Origin of the sequence: Asaia prunellae JCM 25354, from assembly GCF_000613885.1 — a bacterium.
GTDB classification, from domain to species: Bacteria; Pseudomonadota; Alphaproteobacteria; order Acetobacterales; family Acetobacteraceae; genus Asaia; species Asaia prunellae.
In genome coordinates, this window is the sequence record NZ_BAJV01000005.1 from 78,169 (window position 1) to 97,546 (window position 19,378).

12 protein-coding genes and 4 pseudogenes are annotated in these 19,378 nt (G+C 57.8%); 5 read left to right on the forward strand and 11 right to left on the reverse strand.

The window, feature by feature from the left end; genetic code table 11:
• Positions 1–263 precede the first annotated feature (263 nt).
• The 6 genes and pseudogenes from topA to gltX form a co-directional block, all read right to left on the reverse strand.
• A pseudogene (gene topA, locus JCM25354_RS16895) lies at positions 264–2,994 on the reverse strand (type I DNA topoisomerase).
• 41 nt (positions 2,995–3,035) lie between these two features.
• Complete coding sequence (gene dprA / locus JCM25354_RS16900) at positions 3,036–4,163, reverse strand: DNA-processing protein DprA (protein WP_035446818.1); 1,128 nt, start codon at positions 4,161–4,163, stop codon at positions 3,036–3,038.
• A gap of 6 nt (positions 4,164–4,169) precedes the next feature.
• Positions 4,170–4,820 carry a glycerol-3-phosphate 1-O-acyltransferase PlsY gene (plsY, locus tag JCM25354_RS05410; protein ID WP_025885260.1) on the reverse strand — a complete coding sequence of 217 codons (651 nt, stop codon included), beginning with the start codon at positions 4,818–4,820 and terminating at the stop codon, positions 4,170–4,172.
• Complete coding sequence (locus JCM25354_RS05415; protein WP_025885261.1) at positions 4,817–6,109, reverse strand: dihydroorotase; 1,293 nt, start codon at positions 6,107–6,109, stop codon at positions 4,817–4,819. The genes plsY and JCM25354_RS05415 overlap by 4 nt, the downstream gene beginning before the upstream one ends.
• Positions 6,106–7,046, reverse strand: a pseudogene (locus JCM25354_RS16905) (aspartate carbamoyltransferase catalytic subunit). Before JCM25354_RS16905 ends, JCM25354_RS05415 begins: the two are co-directional and overlap by 4 nt.
• Positions 7,039–8,442 (reverse strand): annotated as a pseudogene (gene gltX / locus JCM25354_RS16910) (glutamate--tRNA ligase). The pseudogenes JCM25354_RS16905 and gltX overlap by 8 nt, the downstream one beginning before the upstream one ends.
• 330 nt (positions 8,443–8,772) lie before the next feature.
• Here gltX and JCM25354_RS22965 point away from each other — a divergent pair.
• The 3 genes and pseudogenes from JCM25354_RS22965 to JCM25354_RS22250 all read left to right on the forward strand — a co-directional run bounded on the left by JCM25354_RS22965 (position 8,773) and on the right by JCM25354_RS22250 (position 10,871).
• A complete protein-coding gene (locus tag JCM25354_RS22965) occupies positions 8,773–9,786 on the forward strand; it encodes a ComEC/Rec2 family competence protein (protein ID WP_279379547.1) in 1,014 nt (337 codons plus the stop codon).
• Positions 9,672–10,267, forward strand: a pseudogene (locus JCM25354_RS22970) (ComEC/Rec2 family competence protein); the annotation flags it as partial. The gene JCM25354_RS22965 and the pseudogene JCM25354_RS22970, both read left to right, overlap by 115 nt.
• Positions 10,268–10,334: 67 nt before the next feature.
• Positions 10,335–10,871: a hypothetical protein gene (locus tag JCM25354_RS22250; protein ID WP_243443933.1), complete on the forward strand. Its 537-nt coding sequence runs from the start codon at positions 10,335–10,337 to the stop codon at positions 10,869–10,871.
• 3 nt (positions 10,872–10,874) lie between these two features.
• Here JCM25354_RS22250 and JCM25354_RS05435 read toward each other — a convergent pair whose 3' ends face one another.
• Positions 10,875–12,125: a cation:proton antiporter gene (locus JCM25354_RS05435; RefSeq protein WP_025885262.1), complete on the reverse strand. Its 1,251-nt coding sequence runs from the start codon at positions 12,123–12,125 to the stop codon at positions 10,875–10,877.
• A gap of 199 nt (positions 12,126–12,324) precedes the next feature.
• Here JCM25354_RS05435 and JCM25354_RS16920 point away from each other — a divergent pair, with 199 nt between their 5' ends.
• Entirely contained in the window at positions 12,325–13,017 is a 693-nt protein-coding gene (locus tag JCM25354_RS16920; RefSeq protein ID WP_035446861.1) for a M23 family metallopeptidase, read from the forward strand.
• A 49-nt stretch (positions 13,018–13,066) separates the two neighbouring features.
• Here JCM25354_RS16920 and JCM25354_RS05445 read toward each other — a convergent pair whose 3' ends face one another.
• A complete protein-coding gene (locus tag JCM25354_RS05445) occupies positions 13,067–13,354 on the reverse strand; it encodes a DUF1330 domain-containing protein (RefSeq protein WP_025885264.1) in 288 nt (95 codons plus the stop codon).
• The gene (gene nth / locus JCM25354_RS05450) at positions 13,351–14,037 is read right to left on the reverse strand and encodes an endonuclease III (RefSeq protein WP_035446863.1); all 687 of its coding nucleotides are present in this window, start codon (positions 14,035–14,037) and stop codon (positions 13,351–13,353) included. Before nth ends, JCM25354_RS05445 begins: the two co-directional genes overlap by 4 nt.
• A gap of 74 nt (positions 14,038–14,111) precedes the next feature.
• Here nth and JCM25354_RS05455 point away from each other — a divergent pair, with 74 nt between their 5' ends.
• Positions 14,112–15,980: an ABC transporter ATP-binding protein gene (locus tag JCM25354_RS05455; RefSeq protein ID WP_084294643.1), complete on the forward strand. Its 1,869-nt coding sequence runs from the start codon at positions 14,112–14,114 to the stop codon at positions 15,978–15,980.
• Positions 15,981–16,010: 30 nt separating this feature from the next.
• On the opposite strand, the gene JCM25354_RS05460 is transcribed toward JCM25354_RS05455, so the two are convergent.
• Positions 16,011–18,146, reverse strand: a complete 2,136-nt coding sequence (locus JCM25354_RS05460; protein WP_025885267.1) for a peptidase domain-containing ABC transporter — start codon at positions 18,144–18,146, stop codon at positions 16,011–16,013.
• Positions 18,143–19,174, reverse strand: a complete 1,032-nt coding sequence (locus tag JCM25354_RS16925) for an HlyD family efflux transporter periplasmic adaptor subunit (RefSeq protein WP_243443921.1) — start codon at positions 19,172–19,174, stop codon at positions 18,143–18,145. The genes JCM25354_RS05460 and JCM25354_RS16925 overlap by 4 nt, the downstream gene beginning before the upstream one ends.
• Between the last annotated feature and the right edge of the window lie 204 nt (positions 19,175–19,378).

The window sequence follows — 19,378 nt, forward strand, 5'->3', positions numbered from 1 at the left end:
CAACCCCGTATCAAGTGCGGGCCCTTCCTGTGCCTGCGCTGTTTCCAGGCAGGCAATGAAGGATAGCGCCGCAATCGTGCCCAGGCTGCACCGGGATAACGCGCCAGACAGGAAAGGAACGTGTTTCAGAGCCAGTAACCTTGACCATCAGGAAGATGGCTTCCCCCTAAGAATTCCGCTTTAGCGACCCGTCAGGAGGCGCGATAGAAGCCTAGCAGGACGAGCGATGTTTTTGCCACGGTCTGTGGCATCAAAAGCGCAAATTATTCTGTTTCTTCACCACCTGTTGTTTTGGCCTGGCGTGTTTTCCTTACAGGCTTGGTGGCGGATTCTGAGGACTCTGCTTTTTTTCTGGTGCTTGTGGCTTTCCTGGCAGCTGGTTTCTTCGTTGATGTTGCCCTGGACGCGGACTTCTTTCCGGGTTCGGCCTTCTCACCCTTTTCGACAGGGGTCGATTTCGTGGCGGTCTTGCGCGTTGCCTTTGTCTTGGCTTTGAGGGGCTTGCCTTTTTCGGACAGTAGCGTCAGGGCCTCGTCGAACGTTACATCGTCCATTGCCTGCCCCTTGGCGAGATTGGCAACGATCTGCCCGTGCTGGACATAGGGACCAAAGCGTCCCTTGCGTATCATGACCGCCTCGCCGTCCTTCGGATGCGCACCAAGATTGCGTATCGAAGCCAGCTTCTTGGCAAGTGAGTCGATGGCACGATTGAGCCCGACTGTCAGTACGTCGTCATCCGCGTCGAGCGTACCGAAAATTGCGCCCATCTTCACATAGGGACCAAAACGGCCAAGCCCTGCTTCTATCATCTCTCCTGTTTCGGGATGGGGTCCGAGCTTGCGTGGCAGGGAGAGCAGGCCAAGCGCCTGATCAAGTGTGAGCTTGTCTCCTTCCAGTCCCTTGGGGATGGTAGTGCGTTTTGGCTTGATCTTCTTGTTGTCAGGATCGGCTTCGCCACGCTGGATATAGAGACCATAGGGGCCACGGCGTATCGTGACGTCCTCTCCCGTTTCCGGGTCTTGGCCGAGGCTCTTCATACCTTCCTTGAGGGTCTCGCCTTCTCCGCCGTCTTCAGCGACCAGACGACGGGGTAAACTGACAGCCGGGGTAATTCGAACAGCCGATAAAGGCGCCGAATTTACCAAGTCGCAGCCCAAGGCGTCCCGTTCCGCAGGCCGTACACTGGCGTGGATCGCCCCCGTCCTCGCGGGTCGGAAAGAAATGCGAACCAAGATCCTCATCAAGCGCGTCAATGACATCCGAAATCTTCAGATCCTTGGTCTGCGCTACGGCTGCCGAGAAATCGCGCCAGAAGGCGGCCATGATGTCGTGCCAGTCGGCACGGCCATCGGAAATGTCATCAAGCTGCTCTTCGAGAGTCGCCGTAAAGTCCGTATCGACGTAGCGTTCGAAAAAGGATGTCAGAAACGCAGTGACCAGGCGGCCGCGATCTTCGGGAATGAACCGGCGGGCATCGAGGCGTACATAATTGCGGTCGCGCAGAACGGTCAGGATCGAGGCATAGGTCGAAGGACGTCCGATCCCGATTTCTTCCATACGCTTGACGAGGCTGGCTTCAGAGAAGCGCGGCGGCGGCTGGGTGAAATGCTGGTCAGCTTCGACACCACGAATGGAGAGCGCGTCACCCTCACTCATGGCAGGCAGAACGCGGCCTTCATCCTCGTCAGATTTCGTATCGTCGCGGCCTTCGCTGTACAGCTTGAGAAAGCCGTCAAAAGCGATGATCGAGCCGTTGGCACGCAGGACGGACCGGTTTGTGGAGTCGGACAGATCAACCACCACCTGGTCGAGTTCCGCCGACTGCATCTGCGAGGCGACAGCGCGCTTCCAGATCAGTTCGTACAGGCGCATCTGCTCGCCCGAGAGATGGCGCGCCATGGATTCGGGTGTGCGCGTGACATCGGTTGGGCGGATCGCCTCATGCGCTTCCTGCGCGTTTTTTGCCTTGCTGGTATAGACGCGGGGCTTTTCGGGCAGATAGGGCGGGCCATAGCTGCTGGTTATCATGTCACGAATGGCATGGACGGCCTCGGCTGCCATGGTGACGCCATCGGTACGCATATAGGTGATGAGACCGACTGTTTCGCCTCCGAGATCGACACCTTCGTAGAGCTGCTGGGCCGCGCGCATTGTCGATTGCGCGCTCATGCCGATCTTGCGCGAGGCCTCCTGCTGAAGGGTTGAAGTAGTGAACGGTGCAGGCGGGTTGCGACGGGCTTTTTTCCGCTCGACAGAACGCACAGTAAAGGCGCTGCGCGCTACCAGATCACGCGCGGCATGGGCTTTCTCTTCATTGTCCAGATCGAACTGGTCGAGCTTTCGTCCGTCAAGATGCGTAAGGCGCGCTGAGAACGCTGCGTTGCGTGGCGTGGCAAAACCGCCGGTGACCGACCAGTATTCGCGGCTTTTAAAGATCTCGATCTCGGCTTCGCGCTCACAGATCAGCCTGAGTGCGACCGATTGTACACGCCCTGCGCTGCGACTGCCAGGCAGCTTGCGCCACAGCACAGGAGAGAGCGTGAAACCTACAAGATAATCCAGTGCGCGGCGGGCCATATAGGCATCGATCAGGGGTTGATCGAGCGCGCGTGGATTGGCCATCGCTGTTTGCACAGCCGATTTTGTGATTTCGTTGAAGGTGATCCGCTGCACGTTTTTGCCACGCAGCAGGTTTTTCTCCTCAAGTGCCGCCCGCACATGCCAGGAAATGGCTTCGCCTTCGCGATCCGGGTCAGTGGCGAGGTAGAGCGTGCTGGCGCTTTTGACTGCCTTGGCGATAGTCGCGATCTGCTTGGCACCGCGTTCATCGGTCTGCCAGTCCATAGCGAAGTTTTCGTCAGGCCTTACACTGCCATCCTTGGGCGGCAGGTCACGGACATGGCCAAACGATGCCAGAACGATGAAATTATCGCCCAGATATTTGTTGATGGTCTTCGCCTTTGCCGGGCTTTCGACCACTACGACATCAGTCATCTCTACTCCAGAACCGCTCCGGCCTGCTCGGAACCGGCGGATCAGGCTGATAGAACAACCTGCCCCCCGGGAAGGAAAGTCGCTACGCCGCCAAGTTCAAGGTCTGACAGGGCGGATAGCACCATGGATACCGAGAACTGGCAGCGCGCCACGATGTCGTCAACTGCTACGGCCGCAGGAGAGAGCAGATCGCGAACTGTTTGACGCACTTCATCAGGGGTGGGCGTCGGTGTGACGCCGGGGGAAGCTGCCTCTGAGAACCCGGGAAATCCGGTCCATTCCGGCGCGACTCGCGGATTGCCCGGGCTTCCGATCTGGCTCAGAACGTCCTCGGCGGTTTCTGTCAGGATTGCACCCTGACGTATGAGGTCATTGCCGCCACGAGAGCGTGGATCAAGGGGGGACCCCGGCACGGCAAAGACATCGCGACCATAATCAAGGGCAAGGCGGGCTGTGATCAGGGTGCCGGAACGCAGAGCCGCTTCGATCAGGATAACCCCGAGGGACAGCCCTGCAATAAGACGATTGCGCCGGGGGAAATGACTGGCCTGCGGGATAGTGCCAAGAGGTGCTTCGGTCACGATGCAGCCACGTTCGGCTACAGCGCGGTAGAGACTCTCGTTTTCAGGAGGGTAGAAACAGTCCAGCCCCCCTGCTGCTGCACCAATGGTCATCCCGGTATGGAGTGCTGCCCGATGGGCGGCAGAATCGATGCCACGAGCAAGGCCGGAGACAATCACACATCCCTCGAGAGCTAGGGCACCGCTCAGACTTTCTGCGATACGCAGTCCTCCTGCCGAAGCATTGCGCGCGCCGACAATACCGATGGCATGTTCTGAAAGTAACGCAACCCGTCCCCAGACACCCAGAACGGGCGGGGCATCCGGGAGGCGCGCCAGGAGGGGCGGATAATCAGGATCGCCGAGAACAAGCAGCTGTCCTCCAAAGCGTTCAAGAGCTTCCTGTTCCTCGGCAATCGACTCGCGCGTTGGAATAATGACACCGGCCCGCCTACCTGCCTTGCGGACACGTTCTGGAAGGATGTCAATGGCCGTTGTGGCCGAACCATACTCTTTCAGCAGGCGTCGGAAATTGACCGGCCCGATCCCGTCAGTACGAGCGAGGCGCATCATGTCGATGCGTTCGCTGGCTGAGGGCGGTGGGATCATCTGGCGTCAGATTTCCCGCTTTGTCTGCGGAGGGGGGTCTATATTGATACGCGTTTCCCGGCCTGTAATCAGACGTTTTATATTGCCTGTGTGCCGCAACAGAATGATGAGCGTCAGAATCAGTGTGGCGACAGGCAGTGGACTGTGTATCGGCTGCATGGCCAGTGGCGGCATGATGAAAGGCGCGACGGCAAAAGCTGCAAGGGCACCTGCCGATGAGATATGGGAGAGTTTGGCAACAGCAAGCCAGACAATGCAGCAGGCAATGCCGACAGGCCAGCACAGGGCAAAGAGGACGCCCAGCCCGGTCGCAACGCCCTTACCGCCACGAAAACCCAGCCAGACCGGGAAACAATGGCCAATCACCACGCTCACACCAGCGACCGCCATGCCGGTCTGCAGATCGGCAGAAAGCAGAAAGCGAACCATCAGAACAGCCAGCGCCCCCTTGAGACCGTCAAGAAGCAGCGTGGCGGCAGCAAGTCCTTTGCGACCGGTACGAAGCACATTGGTCGCACCAATATTCCCCGAGCCGATCTTGCGAATATCCCCGGCTCCGCCAACATGGGCAATCAGCAAACCGAAAGGAATGCTGCCGAGCAGATAGGCAAGCCCGGCACAAAGAAGGAAATCAGGCTTCAGCAAGGTCTGGATCATACAGAAGCCTCACCATAGACGTGGAGCCCGGCTTTCCATGTACCCACGACCCGGCCCTTGAGCCTGCGTCCGTCAAAGGGGGTATTCTGGGCCCGGCCGGGCTGGTTACCTGCCTCGACGATCCATTCGGCATCGGGATCAAACAGACACAGATCGGCGCTGGCGCCTTCCTGCACTGTCCCGGCCTCACTGCCCAGCAGATGCCCCGGGTTGCGTGTAACCAGGGTGATGAGTTGCGTCAGGCTGAGGTGACCTTCATGCACGAGGGAAAGTCCCACGGCGAGCAAGGTGGTCAGACCGGTGCCTCCTGCGCTGGCCTGGGCGAAGGGCAGACGCTTGTCATCGGCATCCCAGGGGGCATGATCTGAGGCGATGGCATCGATTGTGCCATCAGCCAGCGCTGCACAGACGGCCAGACGGTCTTCTTCTGCACGCAGAGGCGGAGAGAGTTTGGCATAGGTGCGAAATTCGCCGATCGCTTCTTCGTTCAGCGCGAAATAGGGAGGTGCTGTGTCGCAGGTGATGGCCAGTCCCCGTGCCTTGGCCTGCCGGATCAGGGCCAGACCTTCGCCGGTCGAGACATGACCAAAATGCAGTCTTGCCCCCGTCATTTCTGCGAGGCGGATATCGCGTGCGATCAGGATGGCCTCAGCGGCTGCCGGGATCTGGGCCAGACCCATGCGTGTGGCGAGGGCTCCGGCCGTAGCGGTGCCGCCTTTGGCAAGGGACGGATCTTCCGGGTGCTGTACAACAAGGGCGTCAATGCCCCTGGCGTAGGCCAGAAGCTGCCGCATGCGTTTGGTGTCGGCTATGGCATGGATGCCGTCCGTAAAGGCTACGGCACCTGCCTCACGCAGCATGCCAAGTTCGGCCATTTCCTCACCATTGCAGCCTTTTGTCAGAGCGCCATAGGGCAGGATGCTGACAAGACCCGTCTCTTCGCCACGGCCGCGCAGCAGACGTACAAGTGCGGGCTCGTCAATAGCGGGTTTGGAGTTCGGCAGAGCCGCCAGAGTGGTTATTCCCCCTGAAACGGCAGCGCGGGCACAGGAGGCGATGGTTTCGCGATATTCGAACCCCGGCTCGCCTATGGCCACACGCATATCCACCAGGCCAGGCGAGAGAACAGCACCCTTGCCGTCAATAATCTGTGCGTTTTCCGGTTTGCCCTCGGCGCCGCGCTTGTCACGGCCGGCAATGCGGCCACCCCTGACTAGAAGGCGACTGATACTGTCCGTACCGGCCGCGGGGTCGATCAGGCGGACATTTTCAAAAACGAGTTCGGTCATGATGCGGTCCGCATGCGTGAAAGTCGGTCGAGAACGGCCATGCGCACGGCGACGCCCATTTCTACCTGTTCCTGAATGACGCTCTGCACCGAATCAGCCACGTCCGAAGCGATTTCAACACCACGGTTCATGGGCCCCGGATGCATGACCAGTGCGCTTGGCTTTGCCAGTGCAAGGCGACGGCTATCGACGCCATAAAAGCGGAAGAACTCTCGAGCACTTGGCACCAGCCCGGCGCCCATGCGTTCGCGTTGCAGACGCAACGTCATGACCACATCAGCGTTACGCAGTCCGCTTTCCATATCATGATGGATCGACACCGCGCGAGAGAGGCCATGGCGGCAGGCACCAGCGTCGGCGGTCCGACAAGACGCACATGACTGCCCATGGCAGTCAGGAGATGGATGTTCGAGCGGGCCACACGACTATGGCCGACATCGCCGCAGATCGCGACATTCAGCCCCTTTAGCGTACCAAGATGGCGTTTGATGGTGAGCGCGTCGAGCAGGGCCTGTGTCGGGTGCTCATGCATGCCGTCACCGGCATTGACCACGCTGGCCTCGACCTTTTGTGCCAGCAGGGCGGGAGCGCCGGATTGTGCGTGACGCACCACCAGCAGATCGCAACGCATGGCGTTGAGTGTTGCGGCCGTATCGAGAAGCGTCTCGCCCTTGTTCACCGAAGATGTGGCCACCGTCATGTTGATGACATCGGCCCCCAGACGCTTGCCGGCCAGTTCAAAACTGGTGCGGGTGCGGGTGCTGTCCTCGAAGAACATGTTGATCACGGTGCGGCCGCGCAGCGCATCACGGGGCGCGGTGCGCGAGCGGCTCAGCAGCGCATAATTCGCCGCGAGATCGAGAAAAGGCGTGATCTCTTCGGCGCTCATGCCTTCGAGGCCGAGCAGATGGTGCTTCCGGGCGAGCGTGTCAGCCATGCGCGATCGCGGCTCCTATACGGGCCAGAACCTCGTCCCGGCCAAGGGCTTGCAGGGTCAGATCGATACCGGGCGAGACCGTGCTGCCGGTCATGGCGGCACGCAAGGGCTGCGCGACCTGACCCAGCTTGATGGCCTTGCTTTCGGCAAATTCACGCAACGCGCTGTCGATGGCGGCAGCCTCAAAAGGCTCGACCAGAGCAAGCGCCTGCGCGACACCACGCAGCACGTCCTTGCCTTCTTCCGAAAGCTGCTTCTGTGCTTGGCGTCATAGGTGAAGGGCAGGGAGCGCCCCAGAAACGCTGCGCTATCGGCCAGCTCGGTAAGCATCTTGGCGCGTTCCTTGAGGCCCGGCATCAGCGTCAGTACACGGGCGCGCAATGCATCGTCGACCGTGACCTCCTCGCGCTCTTTCAGGCGCTCGATCACATCATTGGTCAGGCGGGCGTCATCGGCCTCCCGCATATAGACGCCATTGAGATGGGTCAGTTTGACGTAATCCATACGTGAGGGCGAACGACCGACGCCATCGAGATCGAACAGGCGGATCTGTTCTTCGCGGTTCAGGATCTCGCATCGCCATGACCCCAGCCCAGACGCAGCAGGTAATTGCACAGAGCTTCCGGCAGGAAACCCTCATCGCGGAATTCCACCACCGACTGGGCGCCGTGACGCTTGGACAGTTTGGCGCCATCGGGACCATGAATCAGCGGCAGATGGGCGAAACGCGGCAGATCCCAGCCCATGGCGCGATAGATCATGGCCTGACGGAAGGTGTTCGTCAGGTGATCGTCACCACGAATGACATGGGTAATGGCCATGTATGATCATCGCAGACTACAGCATGGAGGTAGGTTGGCGTACCGTCTGAACGCAGGATAATCAGATCGTCCATCTCCGCATTGGCCACGCGGACCTCACCCTGAACCAGATCATTGATCACGGTCTCGCCCTCGCGCGGTGCTTTCAGACGCACCGCGAAAGGCGCTCCCTCGGGAGCTTCGGACGGATCGCGGTCGCGCCACATGCCGTTATAACGGGGCGGCTGGCCGTTCGCGATGGCGTCTTCGCGCATCTGCTTCAGCTCATCGGTTGTGCAGTAGCAGCGATAGGCGAGGCCCTTTGCCAGCAATTCCTGTGCCACTTCCGTGTGTCGGCCTTGTCGGGTGGACTGGAACACGGGCTCCTCATCCGCCTTGATTCCCATCCAGGCCAGTCCTTCAAAGATCACATCGACCGCACGCTGCGTGGAGCGCTCACGGTCCGTATCCTCGATTCTGAGCAGGAATTGCCCACCATGGTGGCGGGCAAAAAGAAAATTGAACAGGGCCGCACGGGCATTGCCGATATGCAGCAAGCCGGTGGGAGAAGGGGCAAAGCGTGTGCGAACGGTCATGGCGGCTGCATAGCATGATTAGGGGCGGCACACTATGGGATGGCATCTTGTTGTGCGGATCGCAGCCCGCTTATGAGCTCGTCCTGAGACGTGAGAACAAAGGTGCTTTCAGCCAGCTGTGGTTTGTTCAGCAGAAAGGAAGAAGGAAAGATCCCCAATCATGCATCGTGAATAGATATCAGTATTATTTTCAATAATCGTAATATAAAAATTCGTTTTCGGTTGTTTATGAAAAATCCGTGACGGGTGGTCGGGGCTGAATGTCTCCCTTGCGGTACCCAAATCGAATGTTTCCACAAGGCAGTTAGCCTTTGATCGAGGCAACACGTCGTGAGTCTGACGCGTATTACAGCCTTTTTCGACTCCCTGCTGATGATTCAGGGGCGTGCTCTTGTCGCATGGCTGCCTGTTGCCTGGGCAGCGGGGAGTCTGATCTATTTTCTGCCTCGATACGAGCCTGGTTTCTGGCAGGCCTGTATTTGCGCTGCACTGGCTCTGCTGATGCTGCTTTGCGGCTGGCGACAGCTCACACTACGCAGTCTGGGTTTTGCTGTGCTGATGACCAGTCTGGGGTTTCTGGCGGCACGCGATCAGGCCAGGCGTCAGCCGCCAATGCCAGCCCTGCCTTCTCTCGCTGTGACACTGCATGGCACGATTGCCGATGTTTCCAGCAACGGAGAGACCGGTCAGAATCTGCAACGCCTGCGTATCCGCAAGGCCGTGTTTGAAACCGGGGTCGATATCGGTATGGCTCCTCTGAAACGCGATCTGCTGGTTTTTACTCATGACGGGCAGAATTACGTCCCGGGCATGATGCTGCGTCTGCGTGCGGTGCTGCGCCCGCCTGACTGGCCGGATTTTCCCGGTGGACGTGACCGTCAGAGAGAGTTCTGGTTTGACGGTCTGGCCGGAACAGGGCGCGTGCTCGGAGTGCCTGATATTCTGAAAGCACCGCAGGGTTATGTGCTTGGACGATGGCGAATGCAGATCGCTACCGAGATTGCCCGTCATCTTTCCGGACAGCGCGCCGCAATTGCCTCGACACTGATCGCTGGTCATGGCGAGGGAATCAGTCGGGAGACGCGCGCGGCTTATGCAGCGTCAGGTCTTGCCCATATTCTTGCCGTTGCCGGGCTGCATCTGGGTCTGGTCATGGGGGCAGTATTTGTTGTGACAAGACAGGTCCTGGTATTGTGGCCCTGGCTTGGATTGCGTCTGCCTGTCGGGAAATGGCAGCCTTCTCTGGCTTATGTGCCGGACTGGTCTATGTTTCGCTTACCGGGTTCCATCTGCCCGCCTTGCGCAGTCTGGGAATGGCCGGATTGGCAACCCTTGCCCTTCTGAGTGGGCGGACCGTGCTGTCAATGCGTTCATTGGCGCTGATCGCTCTCGCGTTACTTATGGTCTCTCCGGTTCTTGTGCTCGATCTGTCCTTTCAGATGTCGTTTGCCGCTGTCATGGCGCTGATTGCCGGATACGAAGCGCTAAGGCCGCATTTCATCAGAAGGGCCGAACAAGGAAAGCGAAACGGGGCGGGGTATCATCTCGTGCTGCTTGCCCTGACCAGCGCCCTTGCAGGTGGGGCTACCCTGCCTCTGGTCATGGCAGGGTTCGGCAGTTTTCAGCCTGGTTCGTTCTGGCCAATCTTCTGGCAGTGCCGATCGCGGCCTTCTGTGTCATGCCTGCCGGGCTCTGTGCCCTGTTGCTCATGCCGCTCGGCCTGTCAGGACTGCCACTCCAGATAATGGGGCAGGGGATTGGCGTGATCTCTTTCCTGGCATGTCATGTCGCTTCTCTGCCGCTGGCACATGTTCCGGTGCCTCATGTGAGCTGGTGGGCGCTGCTGTTGTACATGACAGGGCTTGCAGGGCTCTGTCTGTGGCGGGGGGGGGATGCGGGTCGTTTTTTTGCCTCTGATCCTGGTCGGGGTGGTGTCGTCAGTTTTTGTCAAAAAGCCTGCCCTGCTTGTATCCCCCGATGCCGGTCTCATTGCCTTTCAGGAAAACGGGTCCTGGATTGCCGGGCCGCATAATGGCCTTGAAACACATGTGCTGGATGCCTGGCGACGGGCCTGGCCGTTGCCGGTTCAGGCAAGTGTCAGCACGTCTTCGTGCAATGCGACGGAATGCGATCTTGCCATAGGCAGACGGTTTGTTGCTCTGTGGTTTGCTCTGCCACCTTCCGAGGCTCGCCCGGAAGCCTGTCAGGGAGAAGAGTTTGTGATCAGTGCCGCGCCTTTGCCCGAAGACTGTCATCCGCCCCTTTACATCGATCGATTTACTGTCTGGCGTGAGGGGGCGATAGCCGTCTGGGTTCAGAGTGACGGTCTCAGGCTCGTCTCCGACCGCTCCTGGCGTGGAGCGCGTCTCTGGGTGCCACGCCCTGGCTTCAGGGGGGTGCCGAACTTGCCGCTGGCCCGGTCGGAGTAGCGGCTATCTGGTCCTGGGATAGAAATGCAGGGCTACACGCTCCATGGACAGGCCTTGCACCAGAATTGTGAACACCACGATCCCGTAGCAGATCGGTGCCAGAATATCCTTCATTGGTCCTGCGGGCAGGGTGAGGGCCAGTGAAAGGGAAATACCGCCCCGCAGGCCACCCCAGGTGAGAACAGCCAGCATGCGCCCGCGGTCCTCGCCATAAAGATGGATCGGCAGGATTGCCAGAAACACGCTGAGCGCGCGCGCAGCGATGGAGAGAGGAATACCAAGAAGTAGGGCCCAGAGTGCATGCATGCCCGGTATGGTGGCCAGCACTTCAAACCCGATCATCAGGAACAGCAATGCGTTCAGGACCTCATCAACCAGCGTCCAGAAGCTGTTGAGTTCTTCGCGGGCATGTTCGTCCATGCTGTTCTTCGCTCGCTCGCTGCCGAGGCACAGCCCGGCGACGACTACGGCAATCGGGCCGGACATGCCCAGCGCATGAGCAAGACTGAACGTGCCTGCCGCAAGGCTGAGGGAAACGAGAAGCTGAAGATGGCTGTCGCGTACGGCCCGGAAACAGAACAGCGCGACCAGCCCGGCAACAAACCCCAGTAAGCCGCCTCCGATAGCCTCGACTCCGAACGCCTCCAGTGCGTCGAGCAGGGTCAGATGATGTGCCTCTCCGGTGACCAATGTCATGGCCAGCCCGAAAATAACGATGCTGACCCCGTCATTGAACAGGCTCTCCCCGGCAAAAATAGCCTGTATTGGTCCCGGTAAACCGAGGCGTCTGAGCATGCCCACCACAGAGACCGGATCAGTCGGGGCCAGAATGGCACCCAGCACCACGCACCACAGAAAGGGAATTGGCAGTCCCACCAGTGCCATAACCCAGTACATGGCCCCCCCGAGCAGGAAAACCGCCAGAATGGTTCCGACAATCGCAAGGAAGAGAACCGAGAACTTACGTTCTATGAGATGACGTGTATCAACCTGCAACGCGCCAGCAAAAAGCAGGAAGGAGAGGGCGCCATCCAGCAGGTTTCCGGGTAAATCGGCTGAGTCCAGCAGATGCATCGGCAGCGTATGGAGATCGACGTTCGGCAGTACGATGTCGAGCCCCTTGATTACCAGTGATCCCACCATGGCAATCAGCAGGATGCCGATGGTCATGGGCAGGCGCAGCAGTTTGTAATTGAGAATACCGCAGATAGTGCAAAGCGTCAGCAGGATCGCGAACAGGCTGAGTGATGACATGAAACCTACGACTCTTGAGGGGCGAAACCAGATTGTTCTAGCCCAAGAGAACGTGAATGAAGACGTTTTGTCCCGCCTCTCACATTATGTCATTTCGAAAGCTATGCTGACGGGCATTGCCAATGGTGATTGTCGGTATCTGGACTGTTTCTCAGCGACGTTTTTCTGCTGCGGTCAGAAAAGCAAAAAAGAGTGCCCTATGAAGCCTGTCAGAAGATTTTTGCTTTTGTTCGTCTTCTCTCTGGGCATAGTGCCCCTGAAGGTTTCAGCGACCCCCAGTACGGCATTGCTGCGTGCCTATCATGAAAAACTCAAGGCGATGAACCTCCCGCCTGGTCTGGAGGAAATCGCCCGTCAGCCGGAAGCCATTCGTGAGGTGACGCTGGCCCCTCTTTTTGATCAACCTTTTGTCTGCAGTGAACATCCGCTTGGTCAGATGACCACGGTCGGCGATGCTCTCGGTACGGATTGTATGGTGGTAGGCGGTGTGACCAAGGCCGGTGGCTTTTTTCAGCTCTTCAGAGGGTCAGGGCGAAACAACAAGGACTGGTACGGCTGGCATGTGGGTATTCATGCGCCTTTCGATGGTACTGTGACCTATGTGCACGTCAATCCTGTAACCAATCGGCCCGGTATAACGGGCAAGTCACCTGCTGGCATGATAGTTTTCCGGCGTGATGACGGGATGATGGTCGTATATGCCCATGTGCAGGATATACGTGTGAAAGAGGGCGACCGGGTGAAGTCAGGCGACGTTATTGCTTTCGGAGGAAATAATGGCCTCGCGCGTAATCCTTATATTCATGTGGGGGCCTATCAGGGGCTTGAGCCCTTCCAGATCCGGTGGGACCTTGCCGCTATGGGGGCAATCCCGACACTGCGCTCGAATTAGGCAGGTTTTCTGACCGGATGGCGTCATCCGGTCAGGCTTGGGCAGAATATCAGACGCCCTCTACGAGGGTCGCACGATATTTTGCACCGCGGAAACGATGCTCTCGCACCTTGCGGTAGGCATCGCCATCGTACCAGGCCAGAGCGGAGGCTCTGTCCGGGAATTCAACGACAACAACTCCTTCGGGCTCGCTGCCTTCGAGAGCCTTCTGGTCGCCATAGGCTACGATCGGCTTGATCGGATGGCCCTCAAAGGTTTCGGCGACGAGAGAGGAATAGGTATCGAGTTCCTTCTGATCGAGGGTCTCTTCGCGGGTGAAGATGATATATGTGCTCATACAGACTCTCCTTTTGCCTTCAGCATCTGGGCCTTGAGGGGAAAAAGACAAGGCGTAAACCCAACGCAACGCCAGCATTCGGGGCTGCGTGCCTTGCAGACATAACGACCGTGCAGGATCAGCCAGTGATGTGAAGGGCGCAGCATATCGGGCGGAATGCGTTTGATCAGACCCTCTTCAACAGCCCGCGTGGTCTTGCCCGGTGCCAGTCCGGTGCGATTGCCGAGACGAAAGATATGCGTATCGACTGCCATCGCGCTTTCGCCAAACATGACGTTCAGAACGACACTGGCTGTCTTGCGTCCGACCCCTGCCAAAGCCTCTAGTGCGGCCCGGTCGGCGGGAACGGCGCCCTCATGCAGGGCCAGCAGCTGTTCCGACAGTCTGAGAACATTCTTCGCCTTGGCGCGCCACAAACCGATAGTGCGTATGTGGCTGGCTATGCCTTCCTCCCCGAGTGCCACCATAGCGGCGGGGTCGGGCGCATCGGCAAATAATCCGGCAGTGACCTTGTTGACCGATTTGTCTGTTGCCTGGGCTGAGAGCACGACTGCAACCAGCAACGAGAAGGCGTCGCTATAGTCGAGCTCGCTTTCCGGATCGGGGTTGGCCTGGGCGAGCAGAGTGATGAAATCGCGTGCCTGGGCGCGAGTCATGGCACGCTTGGCCGAAGGAAGAGACATCAGAACCGTTTCATCATGTTGCATAAGGACGCTTGAAACCCCACAATAAGCGCTTCCCGATCAAGACTTCCAGTATGCCCGCCCGGTTCAATCATCTGGCGGAGGAGCTTTCTTTCGTGTCCGAGCCCGACCAGACCGATCTCACTCACCGAACAAAGCCGCGCGATATCGCCTTTGTTGATATTGTGCGCTTTGTCATGCGCCGCTGGCTGGAGCACCCGGCTTTTCTGGCACGCACGGTGCTGGGCATTGCACTGGCGACGATTGCCGATGTGGCGACCCCCGTTCTTTCAGGGCGACTGGTAACCGATATCTCCAGCCATAGCGGGGGAGCGCCGCATGATGCTGCCCAGCTTGCTCTGCGTAATGATGCGCTGATGATGGCAGGGGGGCTGATTGCCCTGGGGCTTATCGGGTTGCTCGGGCGTCGTTCTTCCTATCTCGGAATTACCCATCTGAGTCTGGCGATCATGCAGCGCGCCCTGTCTCAGGGTTTTGCTCGTGTGCAGCGTTTCTCGACCGACTGGCACGCCAATAATTTCGCGGGCTCCACCGTGCGCAAGCTGACGCGTGGCATGTGGGCCATCGACACACTTGATGATACGCTGCTTCTGCTTATTGCTCCTGAAGTGCTGGTCCTGACGGGCACGACACTGGTTCTGGCCTGGCACTCGCCGCTTATGGGAGCGGTACTGGCCCTTTCAGTCGTGCTTTTTACCTGGCTCTCGGTCATGCTGACGCTGCGTTATGTGGCGCCCTCAGCGCGTGCGGCCAATCGGTGGGATACCAAGGTAGGGGCGGCGATTGCCGATGCGGTGACCTGTAATGCCGTGGTCAAGGCCTTTGGTGCAGAGCGGCGTGAGGAACGTCGTCTGGGACGCGTGCTGAAAGCATGGAGCGCGCGTACGGCCCGCACCTGGATCAGGGGAACAAACAGCGCCAATCTCCAGGGTTTCTCATCGCTGGTCATGCGTATGCTGCTGGTGGTCATGGTTGTCTGGCAGTGGTGGCAGGGCAAGGCGGGCCCGGGTGATGTCGCCTATGTGCTGACCATGGTGTTTCTGGTGCAGGGCTATCTGCGCGATCTGGGCCAGCAGGTCAGTCAGGTCCAGCGTTCGGTCAATGAAATGGAAGAACTGGTCGCAATTTTTGACGAGGCACCAGGCGTTCAGGACCGCAAGGGGGCGAAAAAGGCTGCCTTTACAACCGGTCGTGTCCGTTTCGAGAAGGTTACCTTCCAGTATCCGGGTCAGGACACGCCGCTTTACGAGGATCTGGATGTCACCATTACGCCCGGATCACGTGTGGCTCTGGTCGGGCCGAGCGGCTCGGGCAAGACAACCTTCACCAAGTTGATCCAGCGCCTGTATGACACGAACGAAGGCCGGGTGCTGATTGATGATGTGAATGTGCGTGATGTAACCCAGGACTCGCTGCGTGCCCGTATTGCCATAGTACCCCAGGAACCGATGCTGTTTCATCGTTCTCTGGCGGAGAATATTGCCTATGGCCGTCCCGGTGCCAGCCAGGCGGAAATCGAACGTGCGGCCAGTCTTGCCAATGCCAGCGCCTTCATCGAGCGGCTGCCTGATGGGTATGCCACGCTTGTTGGTGAGCGCGGTGTAAAGCTGTCGGGTGGCGAGCGTCAGCGCGTAGCCATTGCCCGCGCTTTTCTTGCTGACGCCCCCTTGCTGATCTTCGATGAGGCCACTTCCAGTCTGGATTCTGAATCTGAAGTCCTGGTGCAGGAAGCCATGCATCGACTCATGGCGGGGCGCACAGTGATTGTCGTTGCGCATCGCCTTTCAACCGTTATGGAACTTGATCGCATTCTCGTATTCAGCAAAGGCAAGCTGATGGAAGACGGGACGCATGGTGAACTGGTCCAGCGTGAGGGAGGAATTTATCGTCGTCTATTCGAGCTGCAATCTCTGGAAGGCTGAGTTGCAGGCCACCGTTTTTTACTGCAGGGCCTATGATACCCGACCCTGTGGAATATATTCCTGCAGAATACCGCCTGGCTGAAAGACGTAGATCCGGTCTGCATGCGCGATGGTGGCCGGACGATGGGCGACGATAATCTGGGTGATCCGCATTTCCCGTAAGGCCGAGGCAACATGCGCCTCTGTCGTCTCGTCCAGATGACTGGTTGCTTCATCGAGGAACAGGATATCGGGTTTGCGATAAAGGGCGCGGGCCAGAATAATACGTTGTTTTTGTCCTCCCGAGAGGCCGGCACCCATATCGCCAATCAGCGTATCAAACCCCATAGGCATATGCTCGATATCCTGCAGGATAGCTGCATGGGTGGCACATTGCCTCAGCCAGTTTTCATCAGGTTCTTCTGCAAAACCGCTGATATTTTCAGCAATTGAACCCGAAAACAGCCCATCATCCTGCAAGACTCCGGCTATCCGGTTGCGATAGCCCTCAAGGGTCAGCGCTGTGATGTCGTTACCATCAAGCGTGATCCGGCCACTCGGGATTTCCATCAGTCCCATGAGTGCTTTGAGAAAAGTGGTTTTGCCGCAGCCTGACGGTCCGACGATAGCAATAATGCGTCCTGCTGGAACGCTCAGCGACACATTCTGGAAAATCCAGGGATCATGGGCTCCATATCGTGCAGAAAGATCTTCGCAGGTGAGAGCACCTCTTGCTGAGCCGGGTGTCCCGCTGACAGGACTGGACGGAGCTTCCTGAGGCTCTGTAGCTGTCATGACAATATCAGACAGACGTTCAGTCTGAACGCTGAGCATGCGGATCTGGAAAGCGCTGTTGATCAGGCTGCCAATCCGTCCTGCAAACTGATCCTTGTAGGAGAGAAAGGCCACCAGCATACCTACGGTCATGGCTCCTTTCATGACAGCAAAGGCGCCAAGCACCATCATGATCAGGCGATCTGCCCCGAAAATCAGTTCAGCAAGACGTCCGTAGACAAGGTCATAACGTTGTATGCGCAGCCGGACATTGATGCTGTCTATGATAAGGTTAAGCCAAGATGCGCGTCGTCGTTCGCGTAACCCCAGCAATTTGACGCTGGCCATGTTGCGGATGGTCTCGATGAAATGGCTTTGCTGACGTGCGTCGAAGACAATCTGCTCTTCATTTGCCTCGCGATAAAGACGATAGGTAAACAGACGCAAGGCAACATCAAGAGCGACTGCTACGAAAGCAACGGCGCCCAGCCATCCGCCATAGATGAACAGCATGATGCCCATGCCTACAGCCATCAAACCATCCATGATCGTCTGGACCATATCGGTTGTCATGGTTTTCTGGATTGAGGCAATCGCGTTGAAGCGAGAAAGAACGTCGCCCACATGGCGTTTTGTAAAATAATCGAGCGGTAGGCGTGACAGATGGTTGAACAACCCTGCACTCCACTGCAGCCCGACACGGGTGCCAAGAATGAGCACCGACCATTGTCGCACACAGGAGATCAGCAACTGCAAAAGGAGGAGGAGCGCCACTCCGGAAGCGATGGTAATCAACAATTCATGGTCGGATGTCACCACGACTTCATCGATGATCACCTGTGAAACCATCGGCATGATAATGGCAATAGCTTCCAGCCCAAGAGAAAGAACCCCAAGCATCAGAAGCGACGAACGCAGTCCCGAGATATGCTGAAACAGGTCACGCAGACGCAGGGTTTCCCGTGCATCTTCTTTGCGGAAATTCTCGTTTGGAAAGACTTCGAGCGCTATGCCGGTAAATTCACGTGAAACGACATCGAGACCGAGTACGCGTCGACCGAAGGCGGGATCGTGGATGACAATTTTGTTGCCGGAGACTTTTGTCAGAACGACAAAATGGGTCAGGCTCCAGTGCAGGATGCATGGCAGACGCAGACCGGACAGCTCATCCAGATCAAGACGTACGGCGCGGGTTGCAAGCCCGACCCGGTCAGCCGTCATCATCAGATCTTTCAGTGTGCTACCCTTGATTGAAAGCGAGAAACGCCGTCTCAGTGTGGGCAGATCGATGCGATTGCCGTGATGACCCATGATCATGGCCAGGCAGGCCATGCCGCATTCAGCAGCTTCAACCTGCAGGATCACCGGTGTTTTTGACTGAAAGCCGAACTCAATCGCGTTAAGCGCTTTCATCGTCCACGCACCATTCCACCACTGACCATGTAGATATCGTCACGAACGCTGATCAGAGGGTCGAAAAGCCATTCGTAGAGTTTCCGTGTGTCAATGGCGATATCTGCCTGAACCGCCATTCCTGCCTGTAGTGGCTTTCGTTTTGAATAAGCCATGACATAGGGCTTATCGGGCAGGATACGTATGCGATACAGGTTCTGGGCGACGTCGTTACCCTGTCTGACAGGTGCGGGAGGCGAACCGCTATTGGCTGTTCCGCTGATTTCAGTCACTGAAACAGGAGCCCGCGTAACTTCGACCACTGTGCCGCGGTAAAGGCCAAAGCGTTGATAGGGGTAGGCGTCATAGCGAAGCAGAACCGGTTCGCCTTCGTGTAAGAAGCCGATCGAAGCACTGCTGACGAACAGCATCGCTTCAAGCGTATGTCCTGTAGGCAGAAGTGTGGCGAGTGTCTGTCCGGCCTGGACATGCTGACCGCGATTGCTCCGAATGGCGGTTAGAATGCCATCATCAGGAGCGATGACTACATTGCTTCGCTGGGCCTCGCTTTCGATGGTTTGTTGATCGATTTGGGCAATCTGTTTGTCGAGGTCGTTCAGATCGTGAGCCTGTTGACTGTCATAGCGTATGAGCCTGGTTGTAAGATCGGCTATCTGGCCTTCGATACCGGAGAGATTTTGCAGGAACTGTGCATGACTGCTGAGTAGCTGTGCATAAGTATAGAGCTGGTTCTGAAACTGTGTCTCTGTGACGATATGCTCGGTCTTTGCGGCCTGCATTTTTTTCATTGCCGATTCCACGACGGGCAGGACCTTGTTGTCATTATCGATCTGGTGCCGAATTTCTTCATGCTGCTGGGTGAGAAAGCGGATCTGCGTCGCGATAGATGTTTTTTCGATCGGGCCATCCTTGATCCTGAGTGCTTTCTGTTTTCTCAGAATCGCACTTTGCTGACGAAGCTGGTTGAGTACCCGTTCCTGCGTCGGACCAGAGCTGGATGTGGATTCGATGTTGATGACATACAGCACGTCACCTTTATGGACGTGTCTGCCCTCCTCGGCATTCTGGCAGATATGACGCCTGTGGAATTGACGGCGATTGTGATGAGGCCTGAAGGCGGTGCCATATATCCTGTAGCATGAACACGCCGTGTATAGACGCCGAGTGCTACATATAGCGCCAATGCAAGACACAGGATGAGTGTGGCAAAGGCAACAAGACGGAAGGAGAGG